The organism is Faecalibacterium intestinale, from assembly GCF_040096575.1.
Classification (GTDB): Bacteria; Bacillota; Clostridia; order Oscillospirales; family Ruminococcaceae; genus Faecalibacterium; species Faecalibacterium intestinale.
Genome location: NZ_JBBMEN010000001.1, coordinates 127,672 through 146,969, shown reverse-complemented (window position 1 = coordinate 146,969; position 19,298 = coordinate 127,672). Strand labels below are relative to the sequence as shown.

The 19,298-nt window shown below is 57.3% G+C and carries 18 protein-coding genes and 1 pseudogene; 2 read left to right on the top strand and 17 right to left on the bottom strand.

Annotated elements, in window-relative coordinates:
- Position 1: 1 nt before the first annotated feature.
- The 8 genes from priA to WMO20_RS00605 all read right to left on the bottom strand — a co-directional run bounded on the left by priA (position 2) and on the right by WMO20_RS00605 (position 8,017).
- Complete coding sequence (gene priA / locus WMO20_RS00640; protein ID WP_349185514.1) at positions 2-2,263, bottom strand: replication restart helicase PriA; 2,262 nt, start codon at positions 2,261-2,263, stop codon at positions 2-4.
- Between the two features lie 28 nt (positions 2,264-2,291).
- Entirely contained in the window at positions 2,292-2,864 is a 573-nt protein-coding gene (gmk, locus tag WMO20_RS00635; RefSeq protein WP_055184458.1) for a guanylate kinase, read from the bottom strand.
- Entirely contained in the window at positions 2,854-3,132 is a 279-nt protein-coding gene (locus tag WMO20_RS00630) for a DUF370 domain-containing protein (protein WP_112089856.1), read from the bottom strand. Before WMO20_RS00630 ends, gmk begins: the two co-directional genes overlap by 11 nt.
- Before the next feature lie 18 nt (positions 3,133-3,150).
- Positions 3,151-4,029 carry a YicC/YloC family endoribonuclease gene (locus WMO20_RS00625; RefSeq protein WP_349185513.1) on the bottom strand — a complete coding sequence of 293 codons (879 nt, stop codon included), beginning with the start codon at positions 4,027-4,029 and terminating at the stop codon, positions 3,151-3,153.
- Positions 4,030-4,307: 278 nt separating this feature from the next.
- On the bottom strand, positions 4,308-4,649 hold the full coding sequence (locus WMO20_RS00620) for a helix-turn-helix domain-containing protein (RefSeq protein ID WP_112089854.1): 342 nt from the start codon (positions 4,647-4,649) through the stop codon (positions 4,308-4,310).
- Between the two features lie 196 nt (positions 4,650-4,845).
- Positions 4,846-6,249 (bottom strand): oxaloacetate decarboxylase subunit alpha, encoded by a 1,404-nt coding sequence (locus tag WMO20_RS00615; protein ID WP_270563681.1) that lies wholly within the window; start codon positions 6,247-6,249, stop codon positions 4,846-4,848.
- A 16-nt stretch (positions 6,250-6,265) separates the two neighbouring features.
- The gene (locus WMO20_RS00610; RefSeq protein ID WP_112089852.1) at positions 6,266-6,646 is read right to left on the bottom strand and encodes a biotin/lipoyl-containing protein; all 381 of its coding nucleotides are present in this window, start codon (positions 6,644-6,646) and stop codon (positions 6,266-6,268) included.
- 51 nt (positions 6,647-6,697) lie between these two features.
- The gene (locus WMO20_RS00605; RefSeq protein WP_349185512.1) at positions 6,698-8,017 is read right to left on the bottom strand and encodes a carboxyl transferase domain-containing protein; all 1,320 of its coding nucleotides are present in this window, start codon (positions 8,015-8,017) and stop codon (positions 6,698-6,700) included.
- A gap of 472 nt (positions 8,018-8,489) precedes the next feature.
- Between WMO20_RS00605 and WMO20_RS00600 the strand changes: the two genes are divergently transcribed.
- Complete coding sequence (locus tag WMO20_RS00600; RefSeq protein ID WP_349185511.1) at positions 8,490-10,442, top strand: glycerophosphodiester phosphodiesterase family protein; 1,953 nt, start codon at positions 8,490-8,492, stop codon at positions 10,440-10,442.
- Between the two features lie 131 nt (positions 10,443-10,573).
- On the opposite strand, the gene tsf is transcribed toward WMO20_RS00600, so the two are convergent.
- The 4 genes from tsf to WMO20_RS00580 form a co-directional block, all read right to left on the bottom strand.
- Positions 10,574-11,497: a translation elongation factor Ts gene (gene tsf / locus WMO20_RS00595; protein WP_349185510.1), complete on the bottom strand. Its 924-nt coding sequence runs from the start codon at positions 11,495-11,497 to the stop codon at positions 10,574-10,576.
- Between the two features lie 48 nt (positions 11,498-11,545).
- Positions 11,546-12,268, bottom strand: coding sequence for a 30S ribosomal protein S2 (rpsB, locus tag WMO20_RS00590; protein WP_015538473.1), 723 nt, complete (start codon positions 12,266-12,268; stop codon positions 11,546-11,548).
- 201 nt (positions 12,269-12,469) lie between these two features.
- The gene (locus WMO20_RS00585) at positions 12,470-14,407 is read right to left on the bottom strand and encodes an LTA synthase family protein (protein WP_349185509.1); all 1,938 of its coding nucleotides are present in this window, start codon (positions 14,405-14,407) and stop codon (positions 12,470-12,472) included.
- Between the two features lie 155 nt (positions 14,408-14,562).
- Positions 14,563-14,856, bottom strand: coding sequence for a PRC-barrel domain-containing protein (locus WMO20_RS00580; RefSeq protein WP_349185508.1), 294 nt, complete (start codon positions 14,854-14,856; stop codon positions 14,563-14,565).
- A 136-nt stretch (positions 14,857-14,992) separates the two neighbouring features.
- On the opposite strand from WMO20_RS00580, the gene WMO20_RS00575 reads away from it, so the two are divergent.
- Complete coding sequence (locus WMO20_RS00575) at positions 14,993-15,607, top strand: HAD family hydrolase (protein ID WP_349185507.1); 615 nt, start codon at positions 14,993-14,995, stop codon at positions 15,605-15,607.
- 77 nt (positions 15,608-15,684) lie between these two features.
- Here the strand turns inward: WMO20_RS00575 and WMO20_RS00570 are convergent, their stop codons facing one another.
- From WMO20_RS00570 to WMO20_RS00550, 5 genes and pseudogenes are all read right to left on the bottom strand, one after another.
- Positions 15,685-15,843 (bottom strand): hypothetical protein, encoded by a 159-nt coding sequence (locus tag WMO20_RS00570; protein WP_015538470.1) that lies wholly within the window; start codon positions 15,841-15,843, stop codon positions 15,685-15,687.
- 57 nt (positions 15,844-15,900) lie between these two features.
- Positions 15,901-16,260, bottom strand: a complete 360-nt coding sequence (locus tag WMO20_RS00565; RefSeq protein ID WP_112089845.1) for a nitrous oxide-stimulated promoter family protein — start codon at positions 16,258-16,260, stop codon at positions 15,901-15,903.
- A gap of 345 nt (positions 16,261-16,605) precedes the next feature.
- Positions 16,606-17,028, bottom strand: a complete 423-nt coding sequence (locus WMO20_RS00560; RefSeq protein WP_055184474.1) for a flavodoxin — start codon at positions 17,026-17,028, stop codon at positions 16,606-16,608.
- 206 nt (positions 17,029-17,234) lie between these two features.
- A pseudogene (locus WMO20_RS00555) lies at positions 17,235-17,918 on the bottom strand (heparan-alpha-glucosaminide N-acetyltransferase domain-containing protein).
- A gap of 111 nt (positions 17,919-18,029) precedes the next feature.
- Positions 18,030-19,253 carry a peptidase U32 family protein gene (locus WMO20_RS00550; RefSeq protein ID WP_112120753.1) on the bottom strand — a complete coding sequence of 408 codons (1,224 nt, stop codon included), beginning with the start codon at positions 19,251-19,253 and terminating at the stop codon, positions 18,030-18,032.
- Positions 19,254-19,298 lie beyond the last annotated feature (45 nt).

Genomic DNA, 19,298 nt, shown 5'->3' with positions numbered 1-19,298 from the left:
ATCAGATGTCACCGTCCGAATGCAGATCTACCACGACCGACGCCTTGGACGGCAGTTTTTCTTTTTCATACAGTGCCAGTGCAGCACGCACAAGGTCGCGGAAGCGGCGGTCGTTGCGGCACTTGACGGTGAGCTTATAGCGGTAGGTGTCGTTGATTTTTTCAATGCTGCCGGGCGTAGGCCCCAGAATGCGCAGGGGCAGATCCGGCTGCTTGGCCGCCTGCTGCCCTAAAAGCGCCGAGAACCGGGCAGCGGCACGCGCCACCTCGTTCTCCTTTGCACCGGCAAAGCCGATGACGCACAGCCCACAGAAGGGCGGGTACAAACCGAGCTTGCGGTAAGCGATCTCCTGCTCGTAGAAGGCATCGTAATCCTGTGCGGCGGCAAGGGTGAGCACCGGGTTGTCCGGGTCGGTGGTCTGGATGATAGCAAAGCCGGGCTCTTTTGCGCGGCCGCTGCGTCCCACCACCTGCGTAATCAGGCTGAACACGTTCTCGTATGCCCGGAAACCCTGTGCAAACAGCAGCGAATCAATGCCCAGAACGCCCACAAGGGTCACATCCTCGAAGTCCAGCCCTTTTGCCACCATCTGGGTACCCACCATGATGTCGTATTCATGCGCTGCAAATTTGGCAAGCAGCTTTTCGTGGGCATCCTTGGCGGCGGTAGAGTCCTGATCCATGCGCAGCACCCGTGCCTCCGGGAAGAGCTTTGCCAGCTCCTCCTCAGCCTTCTGGGTGCCAAAGCCCCGGTACTGCAGCTTGCCGCCGCAGGCCGGGCAAAGGGTGGGCGGCGGCTCCTGCTGGGAGCCGCAGTAGTGGCACAGCACCTTATGCGCTGATTTGTGGTACACCATGGGCACGCTGCACTTTGGACACTTGAGCACCTCGCGGCAGTCCTCGCACTGGGCAATGGTCTGGTAGCCCCGGCGGTTGAGCAGAAGGATTGTCTGCTTTTCCGCGTCCAGATTGCGGCGGATGGCGTCTTCCAGCGCAAGGCTGATCTCCCGGGGGTTGCCCGCAGCCAGCTCTGCCCGCATATCCACGATCTGCACACTGGGCAGCGGGTTGCCGCCGTAGCGCTTGGTCAGACGCACCAGCTGGGTGCGGCCATTCTGCGCAGCGTAAAAGCTCTCGGTGCTGGGGGTGGCGCTGGCCAGAAGCAGCAGTGCACCGTTTTCGGCGGCGCGCTGCCGGGCAACCTCGTGGGCAGAGTAGCGCGGCGCGGATTCCGACCGGTAGGTGTGCTCCTGCTCCTCATCAATGATGATAAGGCCGATGTTTTCCAGCGGCGAAAACACTGCGCTGCGGGTACCAACCACGATATCTGCACCGCCATCCTGGATCATCTGCCATTGCAGCAGGCGTTCGGTGTGGTTGAGTGCGGAGTGCTGCACCGCCACCCGGCGGCCGAACTGCCCCTTGAGCCGTAGGATCATCTGCGGGGTCAGGCTGATCTCCGGCACCAGCACCAGCGCCTTGCGGCCAAGCTCCAGACAGCGGGAAATCAGCTTTAAAAACACCAGCGTCTTGCCGCTGCCGGTCACACCATACAGCAGCGCCGAATGGGGTGCGGTATCTTCTAACTTGGGCAGCAACGTATCGTAAGCGGCCTGTTGCTGCTCCGTGAGGGCGATAGGGTCGTTGCGCAGCGGAATGGAGGCGTACAGGTCGATGGACTTATTCACCTTGCTGCATTCCAGCACGCCCTTGGTGCACAGGTTATCCAGCACCGCGCGGCTGATGCCTTTATCCTCCAGCTCGTTCAGGGTGCGAGGGCCGCCGCTCAGCAATGCCACCGCTGCCAGCTGCTTTGCCGTAGGTTTTGGCTTTTGCGGCAGTGTGCCCACCAGCTTGTAGGCGTTTTCGGTGTGACGGGTAAGCTGCTTTTGCAGCACCGGGGTCACACCGTCTGCCGCCACGGCTGGCTTATACTGCGCACCATACGGAATGACCGCCTTGACGGCCTCGTAATAGGTGCAAAAGGTGCGCTCCTTTAAAAAATGCACCAGCCGCAACAACTCCGGTGTCAGACAGGCCGAGGCCGGGGCTACATCGAACAGATATTTCAGCTTGGAGTGCTCCGGCTCGGCATCGCAGGCCAGCACCACGCCCATGCGGGCGCGGCTGCCCTTGCCAAAGGGCACCAGCACCATGCTGCCCAGACGCACCGCATTCTGGTGCTCCGGCAGAACGGCGTAGGTGTACAGCTTATCAAAATGGAAGGTCGCATTGCTGACGGCAACGCCTACCGTTTTGGGCATTCGTCCAACTCCTTCAACGCTTGATTTTTCAGCCTTGCAGCCCGGCACGCTGACAGATGACCTGATACAGCTCTGCGGCGCAGGGCTCGATCTGGTTGTTGACCAGCTTTACGGTAAACTTATCCTGCTCGGCCAGCTCCTGCCGGGCGGTGGCAAGACGTTCCTGAATGCTTTCCTCGGTCTCAGTGCCGCGGCCGCGCAGACGGTGCTCCAACTCCTCCACAGAGGGCGGCAGCAGAAACACGGTGGTAGCGCCCGGGAACATCCGGCGGATATTGGCAGCGCCGTGCACATCGATGACCAGCACGACCACCTTGCCGGCTTCCAGCCGCTTTTCCACCTCAGACTTCAGGGTGCCGTAGTAGTTGCCGTTATAGAAGTTGTGCTCTACCACCTGATCATTCTCCAGCAGCTGCTGAAACTGCTCCCGGGTGCGGTAGTAGTAGTCCACACCCTCCTGCTCGCCGGGGCGCGGGGTGCGGGTGGTGGCAGAGACGGTCTTTTCGATCTCGGGGTGTGCCTCGCGCAGAGCCTTGACCACGCTGTCCTTGCCGGTACCGGCTGCGCCGGAAACCACAAACAGAAATTTATCATTCGCCATGAGATGCTTCTTCCTCCATTGATGCTCTGCCCTCCTGCCCGGCGGCGCGGCTTGCCACCGTTTCGGGCTGAAGGGCGGACAGCACGACATGATCGGAGTCCATGATAAGCACCGCCCGGGTGCTGCGGCCATAAGAGGCATCGATCAGCATCCCGCGCTCACGCGCTTCCTTCACCAGACGCTTGACCGGTGCAGAGTCCGGGCTGACGACTGCCACCACGCGCCCCGCACTGACCATATTGCCAAAGCCGATGTTGATGAGTTTCATAGGCTCCTCCACAACATATTATTCCAGATTCTGGATCTGCTCGCGGATCTTTTCGATCTCCGCTTTCATATCCACCACGATGCGTGTGATATCCAGATCCTGACACTTGGAGCCAATGGTGTTGGTCTCGCGGTTCAGCTCCTGCGTCAGGAAATCCAGCTTGCGGCCCACGGGCTCGTCCAGCTGCAGGATATCGCGGTACTGCGCAATGTGGCTGCGCAGACGGACAGTCTCCTCATCCACGGCGGTCTTATCGCCAAAGATGGCGGCCTCGGTCAGCACACGGGCATCATCGATATCACGATCCTGCAGGATGACCTTGAGTTTTTCGTACAGGCGGTTGGTGTAGTTCTCTACCCGGCCTGCACTCAAAGCTTCCACCTTGCCGACGCACTGTTCCAGAAACGCAAGGCGGCTTTCCACGTCTGCCTTCATCTTGGCACCCTCGGCGGCGCGCATCTCCACAAAGCGATCCAGCGCCTGCGCGGCGACGGCAGACACATCCTGCCACAGCTGCTCCTCGTCCACATCGGCGTGGCGGGTGGTCAGCACATCCGGGAAACGGGTCAGAACGGCGGTGGACACATCATTTTTGACCCCCAGCTGCTCAGACAAGGCCCGCATCGCCTGCTGATAGCTGCGGGCAAGCTCCATATTGACGGCGACCACGGTATCCGCTGCGTCCACGTTCTGCACGGTCATGCTAAGCTCCACCTTGCCGCGGGAGATCCGCTGGTTGAGCTGCTTTTTCAGGCGGCTGTCCAGAGAACTGCAGGTGCGCGGGATGCGGGAGGAATACTCGAAATAGCGGGAGTTCACGCTGCGCAGCTCCACAGTGATCTCACGGCCATTGAGCACGGCAGTCCCCCTGCCGAAACCGGTCATGCTTAAGATCATACTAGCTCCTATTCTTTTGCGGTTTAACTTCGTTTTTTCTGTATAGGTATCCGCTTTGGGCACACAAGCCCATGTTACGATACATATAGCATCATTTTACTATTCTTTTCTGAAAAATTCAAGGTGCAGACTGCATCCTCGCAAAAAACACGATTTCCATTTTTTACTGCTGTGCATCCGTCCGCAGTCAAAACAACATGGCTGCGGCAGTTACCGCTTTTTAGAAGCTTCCCCCCCTGAAAAATTATAACCCCGCGTTTTCACGCAGGGTCATAACATCAGTTCGTCTTATAAACGCAGGTCACGCTGGTTTGCAGGATATCTGCGTTGAGCAGCGTGCGCTCCACCCAATGGATGTTGTCGGCAATGGTATCCAGAGAGACCTCGTATTCCTTGGCAATGCTTTCCATCGTGCGGTATTCGTAGCGATAGATCAAGGTCAGAATAAGCTTGTCCATCATGGAGATCTTGGTAAAGCGGGTCTTACGTTTGTGCTCCTGACGGTAAGCCTCCTGCAGAGCCTTGAGCATCCGGTCAAATTCCAGTTTTGAAATGCCAAAATACCGTTGATAGTCCTGCTCCTGAAACTCAGCAATGCGCTGTTCCGGGATGCTTCGCATAGCATTTTCCTCCACATCATTTATTGTATTGCCGGGATCATTTCTTTCATTATAAAATGTATTGGGCAGCAAGTCAATGTGTATGCAGAAGTTTTTCCGGCATTGCCCGGCGCAGCCTGTTTTGTGCCTTTGCCGGATATACAAAAAGGGCTGCCGCACAGCTTTTTGTGCAGCAGCCCTGAAAGAAACTTATTTATCAGACAGGATGGGACTGGTTGGTGTAATCCACATGGTCACCGTCCACGCCCTGCTTTTTAGCATTGCGCTTATCGAAGAACTTGGGTGCGACCTGCGGGAACATGGCGTAGGTCAGCACGTCTTCTTCCTGCGTTGCCCACTTGGCAGCTTCGGCCTTCAGCTTGTCCATTTCGGGAGCCAGTGTGTCGGCAAAGCGGCAGGTGATGGGCTGCTCGTCACCAAGGATTTTCTTGGTGAACTCGGGCTTGATGGGAGCGGGAGTCTTGCCGTAGTCGCCGTGGACCAGACCCTTGAACTCCTTGGTGACCATCTTGTAGCGCTCGCCCATGATGACGTTGAACACAGCCTGCGTGCCAACGATCTGGCTGGTGGGGGTGACCAGCGGCGGATAACCTGCATCCTCACGGACGCGGGGAATCTCGGCCAGCACTTCGTCCAGCTTATCCTCCTTGCCGGCATCCTTCAGCTGCTTGAGCATATTGGAGAACATACCGCCCGGCACCTGATACAGCAGGGTGTTGGCGTCCACGCCAAGGCTCTTGGGGCTGATCTGACCGTTGGCGATGTACTTCTCGCGCAGCTTTGCAAAATAAGCGCGCACGACATTCAGCTGCTTCAGATCCAGACCGGTGTCGTAGTCGGTGCCCTGCAGGGCAGCTACCAAGCTCTCGGTGGGCATATGGCTGGTACCAAGGCTCAGGGGGCTCATAGCGGTATCGACGATGTCGGCACCTGCTTCGATGCCCTTGAGGATGGACATGGAAGCCAGACCTGCAGTGTAGTGGCTGTGGATATCCACAGGGATGCTGACGGTCTCCTTCAGCTTCCTGACCAGATCATAGCAGGTATAGGGAGTGAGCAGACCGGCCATATCCTTGATGCAGATGGAGTTTGCGCCCATCTCTTCCAGAGTCTTAGCGTAGGCTGCAAAGTACTCGTTGTTGTGCACAGGGCTCAGGGTGTAGCTGATGCAGCCCTGCACATGAGCACCCTCCTTGTTGGCAGACTTGATGGCGGTCTGCAGGTTGCGGGGGTCGTTCAGAGCGTCGAAGATGCGGATGACGTCGATGCCGTTGGCAACAGACTTCTGTACAAAGTACTCCACAGCGTCATCTGCGTAGGGACGGTAGCCCAGCATATTCTGACCGCGGAACAGCATCTGCAGCTTCTGGTGGGGCAGCTCCTTGCGCAGGATGCGCAGGCGCTCCCAAGGATCCTCGTCCAGGAAGCGGATGCAGCTGTCGAACGTAGCGCCGCCCCAGCACTCCACAGAGAAGTAGTTGATCTTGTCCATTTCGGGCAGGATGGGGCGCATCTCGTCCATGGTCATACGGGTGGCCAGCAAAGACTGGTGCGCATCACGCAGGACGACCTCGGTCACCTTGATCGGCTTTTTTGCCATGGTTGTCACCTCTTCCTTAGTTCATGGAAACCAGAACGTCACCGGAGTTGACGGTATCGCCCTTGTTCACGTTGATGGAAGCCACGGTGCCATCCTGCGGAGCAACGATCTCGTTCTCCATCTTCATGGCCTCGAGGATGACCAGCACGTCGCCGGCCTTGACAGAAGCACCGGCAGCGACCTTGACATCCAGAATGTTGCCGGGCATGGGAGCCTTGACGGCAACTGCACCGGCTGCACCGGCGGCTGCCTTGGGAGCAGCTGCGGGAGCGGGAGCGGCCTTGGGTGCGGCGGGTGCTGCAACGGGAGCAGCAGCAACAGGAGCAGCGCCTGCGGCAGTTTCCTCAACGGAAACGCTGTAAGCAACACCATTGACAGTAATATTGTAGTACTTCATGGAAGGATCCTCCAATTCAAAATCGAACTCAATTAACTTACATTCGGACGCTTACAGAGCCATATTGCCATGCTTCTTGGGCAGGCGGGCGGCACGCTTGGTGCTCAGCAGCTCCAGTGCAGCCACAACGCTGGCACGCACATTGGCGGCATCGCAGCTCATATCGGCAGCACCGGCAGCCACTGCGCTGGCAGCGCTGCACACCTCAGCGGTGTAGGCAGCAGCCTTGGCCTTGGTGGCGGCAATGATGTTGTCGGAAGCATCGATCTCGTCCTTGTACAGCACGCTGACAGCGGCGCTGGGCTCCAGTGCGCTGACGGTGCAGCCGGTCACAGCGATGCGCAGGTCGGCAGCAGCCAGAGCGGTGTACACAGGACCCACAGCCTTGCCGGCCAGCACAGCCACCTTTGCGGTGGTAGCATCGGCGTAGGTAGCGGCCAGACGGGCAGCTTCACGGATGCCGCCGGCCACGTCATCGGTAACGCTGGGCACAAAGCCCTCGGTGTCCACGATGGTGACCACAGGCACGCTGAAAGCATCGCACAAGCGCACAAAGCGGGAAGCCTTGGCTACGCAGTTGTGGCACAGCTGCTTGCCGGTTGCCACAACGCCCACGGCGTTGCCGCCGATGGTTGCAAATGCAGTGTAGACAGACTTACCAAAGCCTGCGTACAGCTCCACAGCGCTGTCCTTATCGATCACAGCGGCAGCAGCCTTTGCAGGCTCGGCACCGGCAGCCAGAACAGCGGTGGGCTGCTCGAACTCGAAGATCGCCGGGCCGGTCAGGTTGTTGGCGGGCAGCAGACCCACGATGTGAGCGGCCTTTTCAGCAGCCTCTGCGGCATCGGCAGCCACGATGGAAGCCACACCTGCCTTGGCGGCAGCGGCGGCGCTGCCTGCATCGGCGACCTTATCGCCCTTAGCAGCGGAGGTGAACGGAGCGGTGAAGAACAGCTCTGCGCCCTCGGCCATGATGCAGACGTCTGCGTTGGCAGCGCTCAGAGCGCTGGTGCCGCCGCAGACGCCCAGAACAACGGCCACCTGCGGAACAACGCCGGAGACCTTTGCAATCTGTGCATTCAGCTTTGCGCTGACAGTCAGCACGTCCAGGCCCTCGGTCAGCTTTGCACCAACCGAGTTATAGAAGGTGACCACCGGGCAGCCGGTCTGTGCAGCCATTTCCAGAACCTTGATGTTCTTTTCAACATCCTTTACGGTAACAGCCTCGCCGTTCTGATAAACGGCGTAAGCCTGCTGACCTGCGGCATAACCGCAGGCAGCGCTCACTGCACCATCAGCAAACAGCGCAGTATACTCCCCGTCATCGAAGAACTTGGCGAGGATTTCTCCCTTATTGATCTTTGAAGCCATAATTAGACCTCCTGGTTGTCTGTGTGAGCTTTCAAAATTATATTTATTATACAGAAGCTGGCAAAAAAATGCAAGGGATTCTATAAAAATCCATGTGATTCAACATCCATCGCTTATGGAAAGCCAAATTTTTAACGATTCATCGTTTTGCGCGTTTTATCTGGGCAACTGCTATCGCACGCCCTTTTTGCGGATGTAGAAATTTTTCCGATTTTTTTGGCGAAACTGCACCCGCCTGCCGCGTTTTCTTTCCGTTGCGTTTATGTTACACTATATTATAGCAATTCAACTTTTTAATGCAACAGCAACAGCGTTGAATTGCATATCGCAAATATGCTGTTTGGATGTTGTACTAATTTCTTGACTTGCGATAAAATATTAAAAATCATATTTGCCGGGCAGTCTGCCAAACTGTACCTATGCAGTGCACGAGAAAAGCCCAGTAAAAACGAAAAAAGAGGTTGAAGCTATCTTGAAGCGATTTTCCGCAAAGCTCCGGCAGCAGGAGCAGGCCTACCGCTCTCTGCACGATGCCGCCCGTTCCCTGCTTTCGCCAAAGGGGCGGGTATTTCTGTTTTTTCTGCTGTTTTATAAGGTACTGACAAACCTCTTGTTCGTACCGGCGTTGCAGCGGATCTGGGCACTGACGCTGCGGTTCGCGCCCATCCGCTACCTCAACAATAAGACCGCTTCCCGCATCTTTGCCTCCCCTGCCATTATCGGGTGCATCGCCGTGCTGGCGGTGCTGGCAGCCTTCTGGAACCTGTACGAGGTTGCCACGATGCTGCAACTATTGACGCGGGTACGGCACGGCGAGCCGCTGCGGGCGTGGGCGGTGTTCCGGGATGCCTTTTGCAGCCTTGTGCGGGTGTTTCTGCCGCAGAATCTCCCACTGATGCTGTATGGCGCTGCCCTGATCCCGCTGACGAACTTTTTTCTGGCAGCAAACCATCTGACCCAGTTTGCCGTGCCGGAATATCTCTGGGGGCTGCTGAAGGCGCGTTCCTCCAATCGTTTTCTATTTGCTCTGGCGGTGCTTTTTGTGCTGGCACTGCTGCTGGACGGGCTTGTGGTTCTGCCAAAATTTCTGCTGGAGCGCAAAAGTTTTGGCTGTGCGTTCGCGGAGAGCCTGCGGGTTTTGCGCAGCCGTGCCGGGCAGCTGCTTGCGCTGGCACTGCGCTGGATGCTGACCGCCGCAGTGCGCACCGGGCTGATGCTGCTGTGCGGGGCAGCGCTGTTCTATTGCGTCATCCTAGGTGTCGGCTTTGCCAGCACTGCTGCCCTGCTGGCGCTTTCCCGCGCGGCGCTGCTGATCGAGTTACCGTTCCTTTGCCTGCTTATGGACTGTGCCATGACGGCGGCGCAGAGCACCCTTACAGAGGTACTGTACGAAGCGCCCCGGCAGTCCGATGCAGCGCAGCCGACCATTTCCGGTGTGCTCCCTGCCCTGCACCGTGAGCAGACGGTGCTGGCCGGGATGATGGCCTGTGCCGCACTGGTCACCTGCGGCGTGGCAGCGGTGTACCTGCTGTTCCCGCAAACGCGGCCGCTGCAAAGCGTGCTGGGCCTTGCCGACCCGGTGATCACCTATCACCGTGGCTATTCTTCCCGTGCGCCGGAGAACACCATGGCTGCCTTCGAGGCCGCGCTGGAGCACGGCAGCCCCCGCATTGAGCTGGACGTGCAGATGACCGCCGACGGCGTGGCCGTGGTGACCCACGACACCAGCCTGCGCCGGTGCACCGGCTACAGCGCCAATATCTACGACCTGCCCTATGCACAGGTACAGCAGCTGGATGCCGGGCGCTGGTTCCATCGGCAGTTCACGGGTTCCTATATTCCCACGCTGGAAGAGGTTCTGGCGCTGTGCAAGGGCAAGGCAGAACTGAACATTGAGATCAAGCCCAGCACCTTTACGCCGACATTGGAAGCCGAAACGGTACGGCTGATTCACGCATACGACTACGGTTCAGACTGCGTGGTCACCTCCCAGAGCTACGAGACCCTGTGCAAGGTAAAGGAACTGGACCCGGACATTACCACCGGGTATATTCTGGCGCTGGGCGTAGGCACCTACTACGATCTGCCTGCCGCAGACTTTTTCAGCGTAGAATCCACCTTTATCACCGCTGGTATGGTGCAGCAGATCCATCTGCGCGGCAAGACCATCTCCGCATGGACCATCAACCGTCAGCAGGATGCCGAAAAGCTGCTGCAGCTGGGCGTGGATGACCTGATCACTGACAAACCCGAGATCATTGCGCCGCTGCTGGCACGGGACAAGGCTTTGGATAACCGTCTGCTCTGGCTGCGGGATCAGATTCAGGAGTTGTTTGCCGCCCCGGACGCTGAAGAAACGATGGAGGTTGAGGAGACTATCGAGGACGCCATTGAGGATCCCGAAGAGGTTTTGGACGAAGCATAAGCAGAAGATTTATACAGCAATACCGGGCAGTCTGCGGGCTGCCCGGTATTTGCCTTTTCACGCAAATCAAAAGGAGCCGCAGCACCCTGTTACAGGTACTGCGGCTCCTATTTTGTCTTTGGAAGTTTAAATTACTTCACCATGCTTGCAACTTCAGATGCGAAGTCGTCAGCACGCTTCTCCAGACCCTCGCCCTTGACAAAGCGGGCGAACTTGACGATCTTGATCTCGCCGCCCAGGTCCTTAGCGACCTTAGCGGTGTACTGAGCAACGGTCAGGTCGCCGTCCTTGACGAACTCCTGATCGACCAGGCAGTTCTCCTTGAAGAACTTCTTGATCTTGCCCTCGATCATCTTCTCCTTCACAGCCTCAGGCTTGTTAGCGGTCTTGGGATCCTGAGCCATCTGAGCCAGCATGATCTCCTTCTCCTTAGCCACGACCTCGGCGGGGACAGAAGCCTCGTCGACGTAGCCGGGGTTAGCAGCAGCGACCTGCATGGCGATGTCCTTGCCGTAAGCAACGAACTCGTCCTTAGCATCGATGTCGTTGGTGGTCTCGAAGTTGACCAGAATGCCGTGAGTGCCGCCGCCGTGGACGTATGCAGAGCAGACGCCCTCGTAACGGGTGAAGCGGCGAACCTTGATGTTCTCCTTGATGACCAGGATCAGGTTCTTCAGAGCCTCGTCAACGGTCTCACCTGCCTCGGTCTTGCAAGCCATCAGAGCCTCGACATCAGCGGGGTTCTGCTTCATGATGACCTTGGTGGTCTCCTTGACGAAGTCGACGAACTTGTCGTTCTTGGCAACGAAGTCAGTCTCAGCGTTGACCTCGATGACAACACCGACCTTGCAGGCGGGGCAGTAGTCAGCGTAGACCATACCCTCGGCAGCAACGCGGCTTGCCTTCTTAGCGGCGGTAGCCAGACCACGCTCGCGCAGGATCTCGATTGCCTTCTCGAAGTTGCCGTCAGCCTCGGTCAGAGCCTTCTTGCACTCCATCATGCCGCAGTCGGTCTGCTTGCGCAGTTCCATAACGTCCTTTGCAGAAATAGCCATTTTTGTTTTCTCCCTTACACGTTATTTGATTGGTTGCGGAATGGGAAATCAGGCGTTTGCTGCGTCCTCGGCGGGAGCGGCCTCCTGGTTGCCCTGCTTGCCTTCCAGCACAGCGTCAGCCATAGCGCCGGCGATCAGCTTGACAGCGCGGATAGCGTCGTCGTTGCCGGGGATCACGTAGTCGATCTCATCGGGGTTGCAGTTGGTATCAACGATAGCAACGATGGGGATGTTCAGCTTGCGAGCCTCGGCAACAGCGATGCGCTCCTTGTGAGGATCGACGATGAACATAGCCTTCGGCAGGGTCTTCATGTTCTTGACGCCGCCCAGGTACTTGTCCAGCTTCTCCATCTCCAGCTCCAGCTTAGCCACTTCCTTCTTGGGCAGCAGCTCGAAGGTGCCGTTCTCCTTCATCTTAGCCAGCTGATCCATACGGTCGATGCGCTTACGGATGGTGCGGAAGTTGGTCATCATGCCGCCCAGCCAGCGAGCGTTGACATAGTGCATACCGCAGCGCAGAGCCTCGTCACGGATGGACTCCTGAGCCTGCTTCTTGGTGCCGACGAACAGGATGTCGCCGCCCTCAGCTGCAACTTCCTTCACGTAGTTGTAAGCCTCGTCCAGCTTCTTCACGGTCTTCTGCAGGTCAATGATATAGATACCATTGCGCTCGGTGAAGATGTACTTAGCCATCTTGGGGTTCCAGCGGCGGGTCTGGTGACCGAAGTGCACACCTGCCTCGAGAAGCTGCTTCATAGAAACGACTGCCATAATAAAATACCTCCAGATATTGTTTTGCCTCCGCACACCGTGATCTGCACAGTACATCGGGTACCGGCGGACTGCCCTCAACCCAAAAGGGCACAAAAGGGCATAGTGATGCGTGTGTAATGCTTTGTTATAATAGCACAAAAAGAATGCGGTTGCAAGTAGTTTTCTCTGTTTTGTATAAAGAATTCCTTGTTTTTTCTCTTATTTGCCCGTATTCATCCCGCTCAGGCCTGCAACACCCATGCGGTTGAGGGCGTATCCCTTGCCAAACATCAGGTCGTATTGCAGCATCCAGTGCTCGTTTGTCCAGCGCTGCTGGAACTCCGTGGGCTGCTGGGTGGTGGTGCCGTCCAGATTCATGGTGGTGCCACGGGTGCAGCTGCGGCTGGCAACCCGGAGCTGCCGGTTGAGGAACTGGAAGTACAGCGGCTGCTCCAGCCCGAACAGTTCCATCATCACCGGAGAGATATCGTAGGCGGCAATGGTGCCAAAGTCCACCTGCTGCTGGCTGTAATTCGACCACATCAGCAGCGTGGTCTGGTGCAGACGGGGGTCGGTGCTGGAGCCGCTTGCATAGCCGGTGGTGGTGTAGACATCGTAGTTGGAATCGATGGGGTTATAGTGGTCGCCCCAGAACACCAGAATAACCGGCTCGTCCACCTGAGAAAAATACGCCGTCAGCTTGCCCAGCATGGCGTCTGCATCCCGGATGCCGGTAGCAAAATCTTCCAGCGCGCCCACAGTGCTGCTCTTGAGCCCCACCGGATGAGATACAACGTGTACCCGCTCGTCGTCCGGGTAGTTATCCCTATTATAATTGGTATGGTTCTGCATGGTGACCGCGTGCAGGAAGATGGGCTTATCAGAGGAAGTGCTCATCTTCTCGTACTGCTGAATGATCTGGTCGGCCATGGAGTCATCGGTCACAAGGCCGCTGGTCCAGTAGTGCTTGCGCACCTTGGTCACGCCGTGCATATCTTCCAGACTGATAAAATCGCTGAATCCGAGGTTGGGATACGCCTTATCGCGGCTCCAGTATTTTGCCCAGAAGCAGTGCACCGCAGCGGTCTGATAGCCCTTGAGTTTAAGGTAATTGGGCAGGGCGAACATGGGCTTTGTGACGTGCTGCTGGTAGGGCTTGCTGCCGCTGGGCAGGAAGGACACCGAGTAGCCGGTCAGGGCTTCAAATTCCACATCACAGGTGCCGCCGCCAAAGCTGGGGCTGTAGGCTCTGCCGTAGGCGCTGGTCTGCTGCAGAGCATGAAGATTCTGCGATACATCGGTATCAAAGGTGATGCCGTACTGCTCTAACTCCGAAACATCCCAGTAGGACTCGTCCATCACATAAATAATGGTAGGCTGCTTTGCCTGCTCCTCCTTGGGGGTGGTGGCGGCATAGCTGTCTGCATACATGGGGCCGGTGGAGAATTTCTCACTCTCGGCCACGTTATCCAGAATATCGTCCACCGCCTGCTCCGAGTAGCCCTCGGGCTTGTCGATCTCCAGATTGGTGAGGTTGGTCATAAAACCGGTAAGTACACCGTAGTAACGATAGTAGCGGTCCTGCATCCACGCATCCGGCGTGATGCCCAAAACCTGCGTGACTGCGGGCTGTAAGTAAACGCCGAAGATCAGCAGACACAGCGCCGCCGCCGAAGCACCGGTGCCCGCAAGCCTTGGCAGCCAGCGCTGACGCAGCCGACCGCGATAAATAAAGAAGCTTGCCACCGTAAGCGCCAGCACCAGCACAATGGAGACCACCATGCTGGTCTGCAGCTTGAGCCCGGCAGCAGAGGCCACACCGGCGGCTTCGGACACCTGCATCAGATCCCACGGCAGAAAGGGCTCACCCCGCAGCTGCATGGTATAGAAGTTTACCGCGCAGGGCGCACAGCCCAGAACGGCCATGCCCAGCGTAGCAAGCGGCGGGATGCGCAGCACCCAGTCCAGCAGTTCCCACACCAGAAACAGTAGCAGCCATGCCAGCAGGTATGCCCCGAAATGGGGAAAAATAAAGCTGATAAAGGTATCAGCGGTCAGCGACCCACGCGCGATCCACTCGCCCAGCAGCAGCACGATAAGAGAAACTGCCGCCGGGAAGAGCATCCGCAGGGTCAACAGCGGTTTGGATGTTTTCATAGTCGATATCCCTTTCCACGTCCCGAACCCTATTTCCAGAGTGGCTGTGCTATTTGCACAAGCCTTTCGTGCTTATTATAGTCACTTTGCTGAAAATGTCCATTCATGATTTTACAAAAATTACGGTTTTATTTTTCAAAATATTCCCCTATTTTTCACAGACCCAGCTTAGCACGCAGCTGCTGCCAGAAGCCGTGCGGTGCTGCCGGTGCTTTTGGCACGGCGGTATGCACCAGAATGGCGTCCGTGCCGATGGTCTCGATCTCCTGCCATGGGATGGTCAGGCTCTCATCCCGGCCCAGCAGCCCCAGCAGACGCGGCCTGCCCAGTAAGATCAGGCTTTGCAGCTGCGCCGTTGCGGGGTCAAGTTCCAGATCATCCGCGCGGCCAAGGCACACCCCCTGCTCCAACTGAACGACCTCTTTCTCGCACAGTTCCCGGATCGTCACGGCACTCTCCCCTTTCTGCCACAGCATACGCCGGGGCGGCATTTTCTATGCCAAAGGGGTGGAAAGCACCCGCCCGGTTGTGGTATACTATGGAAAATATCTGAGAAAAACATCCAATACAAGCGAGGCAGCAGTTATGTATAAAAGCATTATTTTTGATATCGGCGGTGTGCTGGTGGATTTTGACCCCAAGGCGTACCTTGTAGACCGGCTGTGCAACGCCGAGATGGAGGAGAAGGTCTACGATTTGACCTTTGGCAGCGAGGAGTGGCAGCTGCTGGACGCGGGCAAGCTTTCCCGCTATGACGGCAATCAGCGGATGCTGGAGCACGCCCGCGCCGAGGGCTGCGCCTTTGAGGTGCAGGGCGTATTGGACGACTGGATGCACATTCTGCGCCCGCGTCTGCGGATGCTGGAACTGGTGCGGCGGCTGAAAAACCACGGCTATTGCGTGTATTACCTGAGCAACATCCCGCAGGATGTGCTGGAATTGCTGACCGAGCGCGGCGTGCTGGCTCAGTTTGACGGCGGCGTAGCCTCCTGTGAGGTACAGGTGAACAAGCCCGACCCGCAGATCTACAAAGCTCTGCTGAAGAAGTATCAGCTGAAGGCCAGCGAGTGCGTATTTATCGATGACAGACTGGAAAACGTGCAGGCCGCCTTTGCGCTGGGCTTTGCCGGTATCCAGATGAAGGACAGCGTAGGCACGCTGATCCGCAGCCTTGCCACCTGTAACGTGACGCTGCGCTGAGCATTGATACCGTAAAACGCAGCAGCCCCTGCCGGAGAAGCTTTCTCCGGCAGGGGCTGCTTTGCGTTGGTAGGAACTTACTTTTCCTCGTAGCTCTGGCAGTAGTGCGGGGTCTCCACCTGCTGGGTGGTGCAGCTGCACTGCTCCGTCACCTTGATCTGCGGCAGATCACATTTGCAGCCGTCCACATTGTGGCAGCACGCGCAGACATCACAGGTCACGCCGATGTTTTCCATGCTTATCACCTCTTTGTCCATAGGTTGCCCTGTGGAGCAAGGGTTTATACATGGATTTTATCCGTTTGCCTTTTTTGCTTCCCGCTTGGACTTGAGCGTGACCGCCACGTGCCTGATAGACAACACCGGATGCACCGGCAGCATACGCGGGCCAGCCCAGCGCATGACTGCACGAATTTTCTCCCGCATTTCCGGCTTATAGCAATGGACCTTGCAGGCGGAACAGAAGGTCTTTGTTTCCATAAACGGACACTTTTCAATGCGCGCAAGCGCATAATCGTGCAGCTGCCGGCACTCCGGGCATAAAGTGCCTTTGGGAGTGTCATGCTGTTTGCGGCAGTAGAGTGCGATCATCTCGCTGACAAGCAGTTTTTCATCTGCACGCTTTTTATCCAAGTTTTTGGGGGTCTGCTGCATCGGGTCCGTTCCTCCTGATCATTCTTATTCTCTTTTACGGCCTGACCGGCGCGCAGCACGGCGTACTGCACTGCGCAAAAACGCAAAGCCTACTGTAACGCCAAGTGCCACAGCCATTTCCATATACACCGCCTTTACCAAAAACGGCAGGGGCTGCCGGATATTTCTTCCGCTTTCCCCTGCCGCAAATTTTACATTGTTACGATACTCTGTGCAAAGGCTACTGCATCCTTAATGAATGTTAGAAGCATCTAACTTTTATCGCTATATAAATGCCGTTACACGGCAAGTTATAGTTTAGCGCAGCAAACCATTTTTGTCAAGAGCGTGCTTTCCCGGCAAAGCTTACCAAGCAGCCAGATCTGCGCCCAGCTTACGGCAGGCAGCCTGCACATCATCATCGGGCGTTTCGTTGCAGATGAGGCCTTCCTCGCTGAACAGCTGTGCGCCGTCGTCCTGTGCGCGCTGTGCCCAGTCGCGCATCCACTGACCATCGCCCCAGCCGTAGGAGCCGAACAGTGCAATCTTTTTTCCGTTTAGAGAGCCTTCCAGCGCAGCAAACATAGGCTCGAACTCGCTCTCTTCCAGCTGCTCTGCACCCATAGCCGGGCAGCCAAAGGCCACCACGTCAAACTCTGCCAGCTTTGCGGGGGTCATCTCACCACAGGGCACGAGGGTGCCGTTGGCACCTGCGCCCTCGGCGATGCAGTTTGCCATAGTCTCGGTGTTGCCGGTTGCGCTCCAGAATACGATTGCTACTTTGCTCATAAAACTCTACCTCTTTCTCTGTGTAGTTAGTTTAGAATAACTTCATGCTCTGTAAAAATGCGTCCATATTTCATGACGCATTTTTGTAGTTAGTATTTTCTAACCATCAACAGGATACCACAGCCCTGCCCCGCTTGTCAAGGTATTGGCGCAATGTTTGCATGGCACAACAATGCCACCTTTTTGAAGCACACAGAGCGTGCGTTTCAGCTGCCCAATACGCGGAACACTGCCAGAAGCACCCCGTAGATGACCGGCTGGTGCAACAGATACAGCAGCAGCGAGTGCCGTCCAAGCCAGCCCAGCGGCGGGCAGACCGAGCAGTGCAAGGGCTCCATGCGCTGCCGCCCTACAACGCCGTAGAGAAAGTACCCCGCCCAGAACAGAAACAGCCACGGCAGAAGGGCGAAATAATCCGTAGAATAGAACCACCACGGATAAAAGCCAAAGTACGCTGTAACGTAGTTTGCATACAGTGTCTGCGGCAGTCAAAGGCGCAGGCTTCCAAGACCCAGATAGCCTGCCGAAACATTGCGGGTCAGGGCAAACAACACTGCGGAGATAGCGAACCCTGCTGCGGGTGGAATGCGCCGCAGTGGCTTTTCCAAAAGGCCGGTTAGCAGCATAGCGCTGCCCAGCAGGGTCAGCACACCAAAAACGACCCTGTCCTCCGGCATAAAAAGCAGCGTGACCGCCGTGACAAGCGCCCCTGCCCCAAACACCTGTGCGCCCCGGCATAGGGTATGATGTCCCAGCTGCACGCAAAAGCCGGACAACAGAATAAACACCCAACAGATGCTCTGCTGCCACAGATGCCCGGGCAGGCCGTAATACCAGTCGGCCTGAATGCCGAACAGATTGACCAGATCCCAGCAGCCGTGATAGAGCATCATGCTGACCAGATCCAGCCCGCGCAGTTCATCCAGAAGGGCGTAGCGGGCAGAAGCGTTATGTTGCTTCACAGCGTTTTCCTTCTTTCGTGTAAAAACGTTTTGCAGCATTTACACCGTTTTGCGGCGCAGCAGGCTCATGGGCGGCAGCTCCGGGGTGGGCATGGTGTATTTTTCCATGGCGTGCGGGGTGCTTTCCACCCGCTCCCCTGCTTCGTTCTCGATCCATTCCGGGGTAAGTGCAATGCTGCGGCCGTCCGGGCACAGCGCCTCCAGCGTATCTCCAAGGCTCCACTTTCCGCGCTGCTGGCAGTGGGCGATGCCGTTTTCCCAGCTGTCCACCGTGCCAACGAACTCCCACTCGCGGATGTAGGTGGCGCTGTCGGTGGCCTGTTTGGCCTGTTCGCGGCCAAAATAGAAGCCGGGGGAGTAGTGCCGGTGGCTGGTACGGGTAAGCTCTGCGTACACCTCCGGCGGCAGTTCAAAGTTATCGTTTGCCGGGTCGGCCAGATAGGCGTCCAGTGCCTTGCGGTAGGCAGCGGTAACGCTGGCCACATAGTAGAAGGTCTTGGCACGGCCTTCGATCTTCAGGCTGTCCACGCCCGCCTTGCAGATCAGGTCGATAAAGGGCGCGGTGCACATATCGTTGGCGTTAAGGATGTAGCTGCCGTTCTCGTTTTCGCCGATCTCGTACAGCTGACCGGGGCGGGTCTCCTCGCTCAGGTAGTACTTCCAGCGACAGGGCTGGGCGCACTGGCCGCGGTTGGCGTCACGCCCTGCCATGTAGTTGGACAGCAGGCACCGGCCGGACACGCTCATGCACATCGCACCATGCACAAAAGCTTCAATTTCAAGCTCCGGCGGGGTCTTATCGCGCAGGATGGCAATATCCTGCAAGGTCATCTCCCGCGCCAGCACCACCCGCTTTGCACCCATTTTGTAGGCGGCGCGGGCGGCTGCCCAGTTGGTGATGCCGGTCTGGGTGGAAAGATGCACATCAATGTCCGGGGCAAAGGTCTTGCAGGCATCCAGCACACCAAGGTCTGCCACGATAAAAGCATCCACACCGGCCTTGGCGGCTTCCTTGATGGCCTCCGGCAGGCGGTCGGCTTCCTCGTTGGTGGGCAGGGTGTTCATGGTCAGGTAGACCTTGCGGCCGCGGGCATGGGCGTAGATGACGCTTTCCGTCAGCTGCTCCGGGGTGAAATTAGCCGGGGCAGAGCGCATACCAAACTCCGGCAGGCCGCAGTAAACGGCATCGGCACCGTAGTTGATGGCATAACGCAGACGTTCCGCATCGCCCGCCGGGGCAAGCAGTTCCGGGATCTGTAACATTTGTAGGTTCCTCTCTTATGTATCACAGTTTTTAACGGGAAAGGG

Bases quoted from the DNA above. Each gene is read 5' to 3' on its own strand.
- WMO20_RS00605 (WP_349185512.1), bottom strand. From the start codon at position 8,017: ATGGCTTCAAAGATCAATAAGGGAGAAATCCTCGCCAAGTTCTTCGAT.
- rpsB (WP_015538473.1), bottom strand. From the start codon at position 12,268: ATGGCAGTCGTTTCTATGAAGCAGCTTCTCGAGGCAGGTGTGCACTTC.
- WMO20_RS00630 (WP_112089856.1), bottom strand. From the start codon at position 3,132: ATGAAACTCATCAACATCGGCTTTGGCAATATGGTCAGTGCGGGGCGC.
- WMO20_RS00615 (WP_270563681.1), bottom strand. From the start codon at position 6,249: ATGGCAAAAAAGCCGATCAAGGTGACCGAGGTCGTCCTGCGTGATGCG.
- WMO20_RS00610 (WP_112089852.1), bottom strand. From the start codon at position 6,646: ATGAAGTACTACAATATTACTGTCAATGGTGTTGCTTACAGCGTTTCC.
- tsf (WP_349185510.1), bottom strand. From the start codon at position 11,497: ATGGCTATTTCTGCAAAGGACGTTATGGAACTGCGCAAGCAGACCGAC.
- priA (WP_349185514.1), bottom strand. From the start codon at position 2,263: ATGCCCAAAACGGTAGGCGTTGCCGTCAGCAATGCGACCTTCCATTTT.
- WMO20_RS00550 (WP_112120753.1), bottom strand. From the start codon at position 19,253: ATGTTACAGATCCCGGAACTGCTTGCCCCGGCGGGCGATGCGGAACGT.
- WMO20_RS00620 (WP_112089854.1), bottom strand. From the start codon at position 4,649: ATGCGAAGCATCCCGGAACAGCGCATTGCTGAGTTTCAGGAGCAGGAC.
- WMO20_RS00560 (WP_055184474.1), bottom strand. From the start codon at position 17,028: ATGAGCAAAGTAGCAATCGTATTCTGGAGCGCAACCGGCAACACCGAG.
- WMO20_RS00565 (WP_112089845.1), bottom strand. From the start codon at position 16,260: ATGCAGCAGACCCCCAAAAACTTGGATAAAAAGCGTGCAGATGAAAAA.
- WMO20_RS00575 (WP_349185507.1), top strand. From the start codon at position 14,993: ATGTATAAAAGCATTATTTTTGATATCGGCGGTGTGCTGGTGGATTTT.
- WMO20_RS00585 (WP_349185509.1), bottom strand. From the start codon at position 14,407: ATGAAAACATCCAAACCGCTGTTGACCCTGCGGATGCTCTTCCCGGCG.
- WMO20_RS00570 (WP_015538470.1), bottom strand. From the start codon at position 15,843: ATGGAAAACATCGGCGTGACCTGTGATGTCTGCGCGTGCTGCCACAAT.
- gmk (WP_055184458.1), bottom strand. From the start codon at position 2,864: ATGGCGAATGATAAATTTCTGTTTGTGGTTTCCGGCGCAGCCGGTACC.
- WMO20_RS00625 (WP_349185513.1), bottom strand. From the start codon at position 4,029: ATGATCTTAAGCATGACCGGTTTCGGCAGGGGGACTGCCGTGCTCAAT.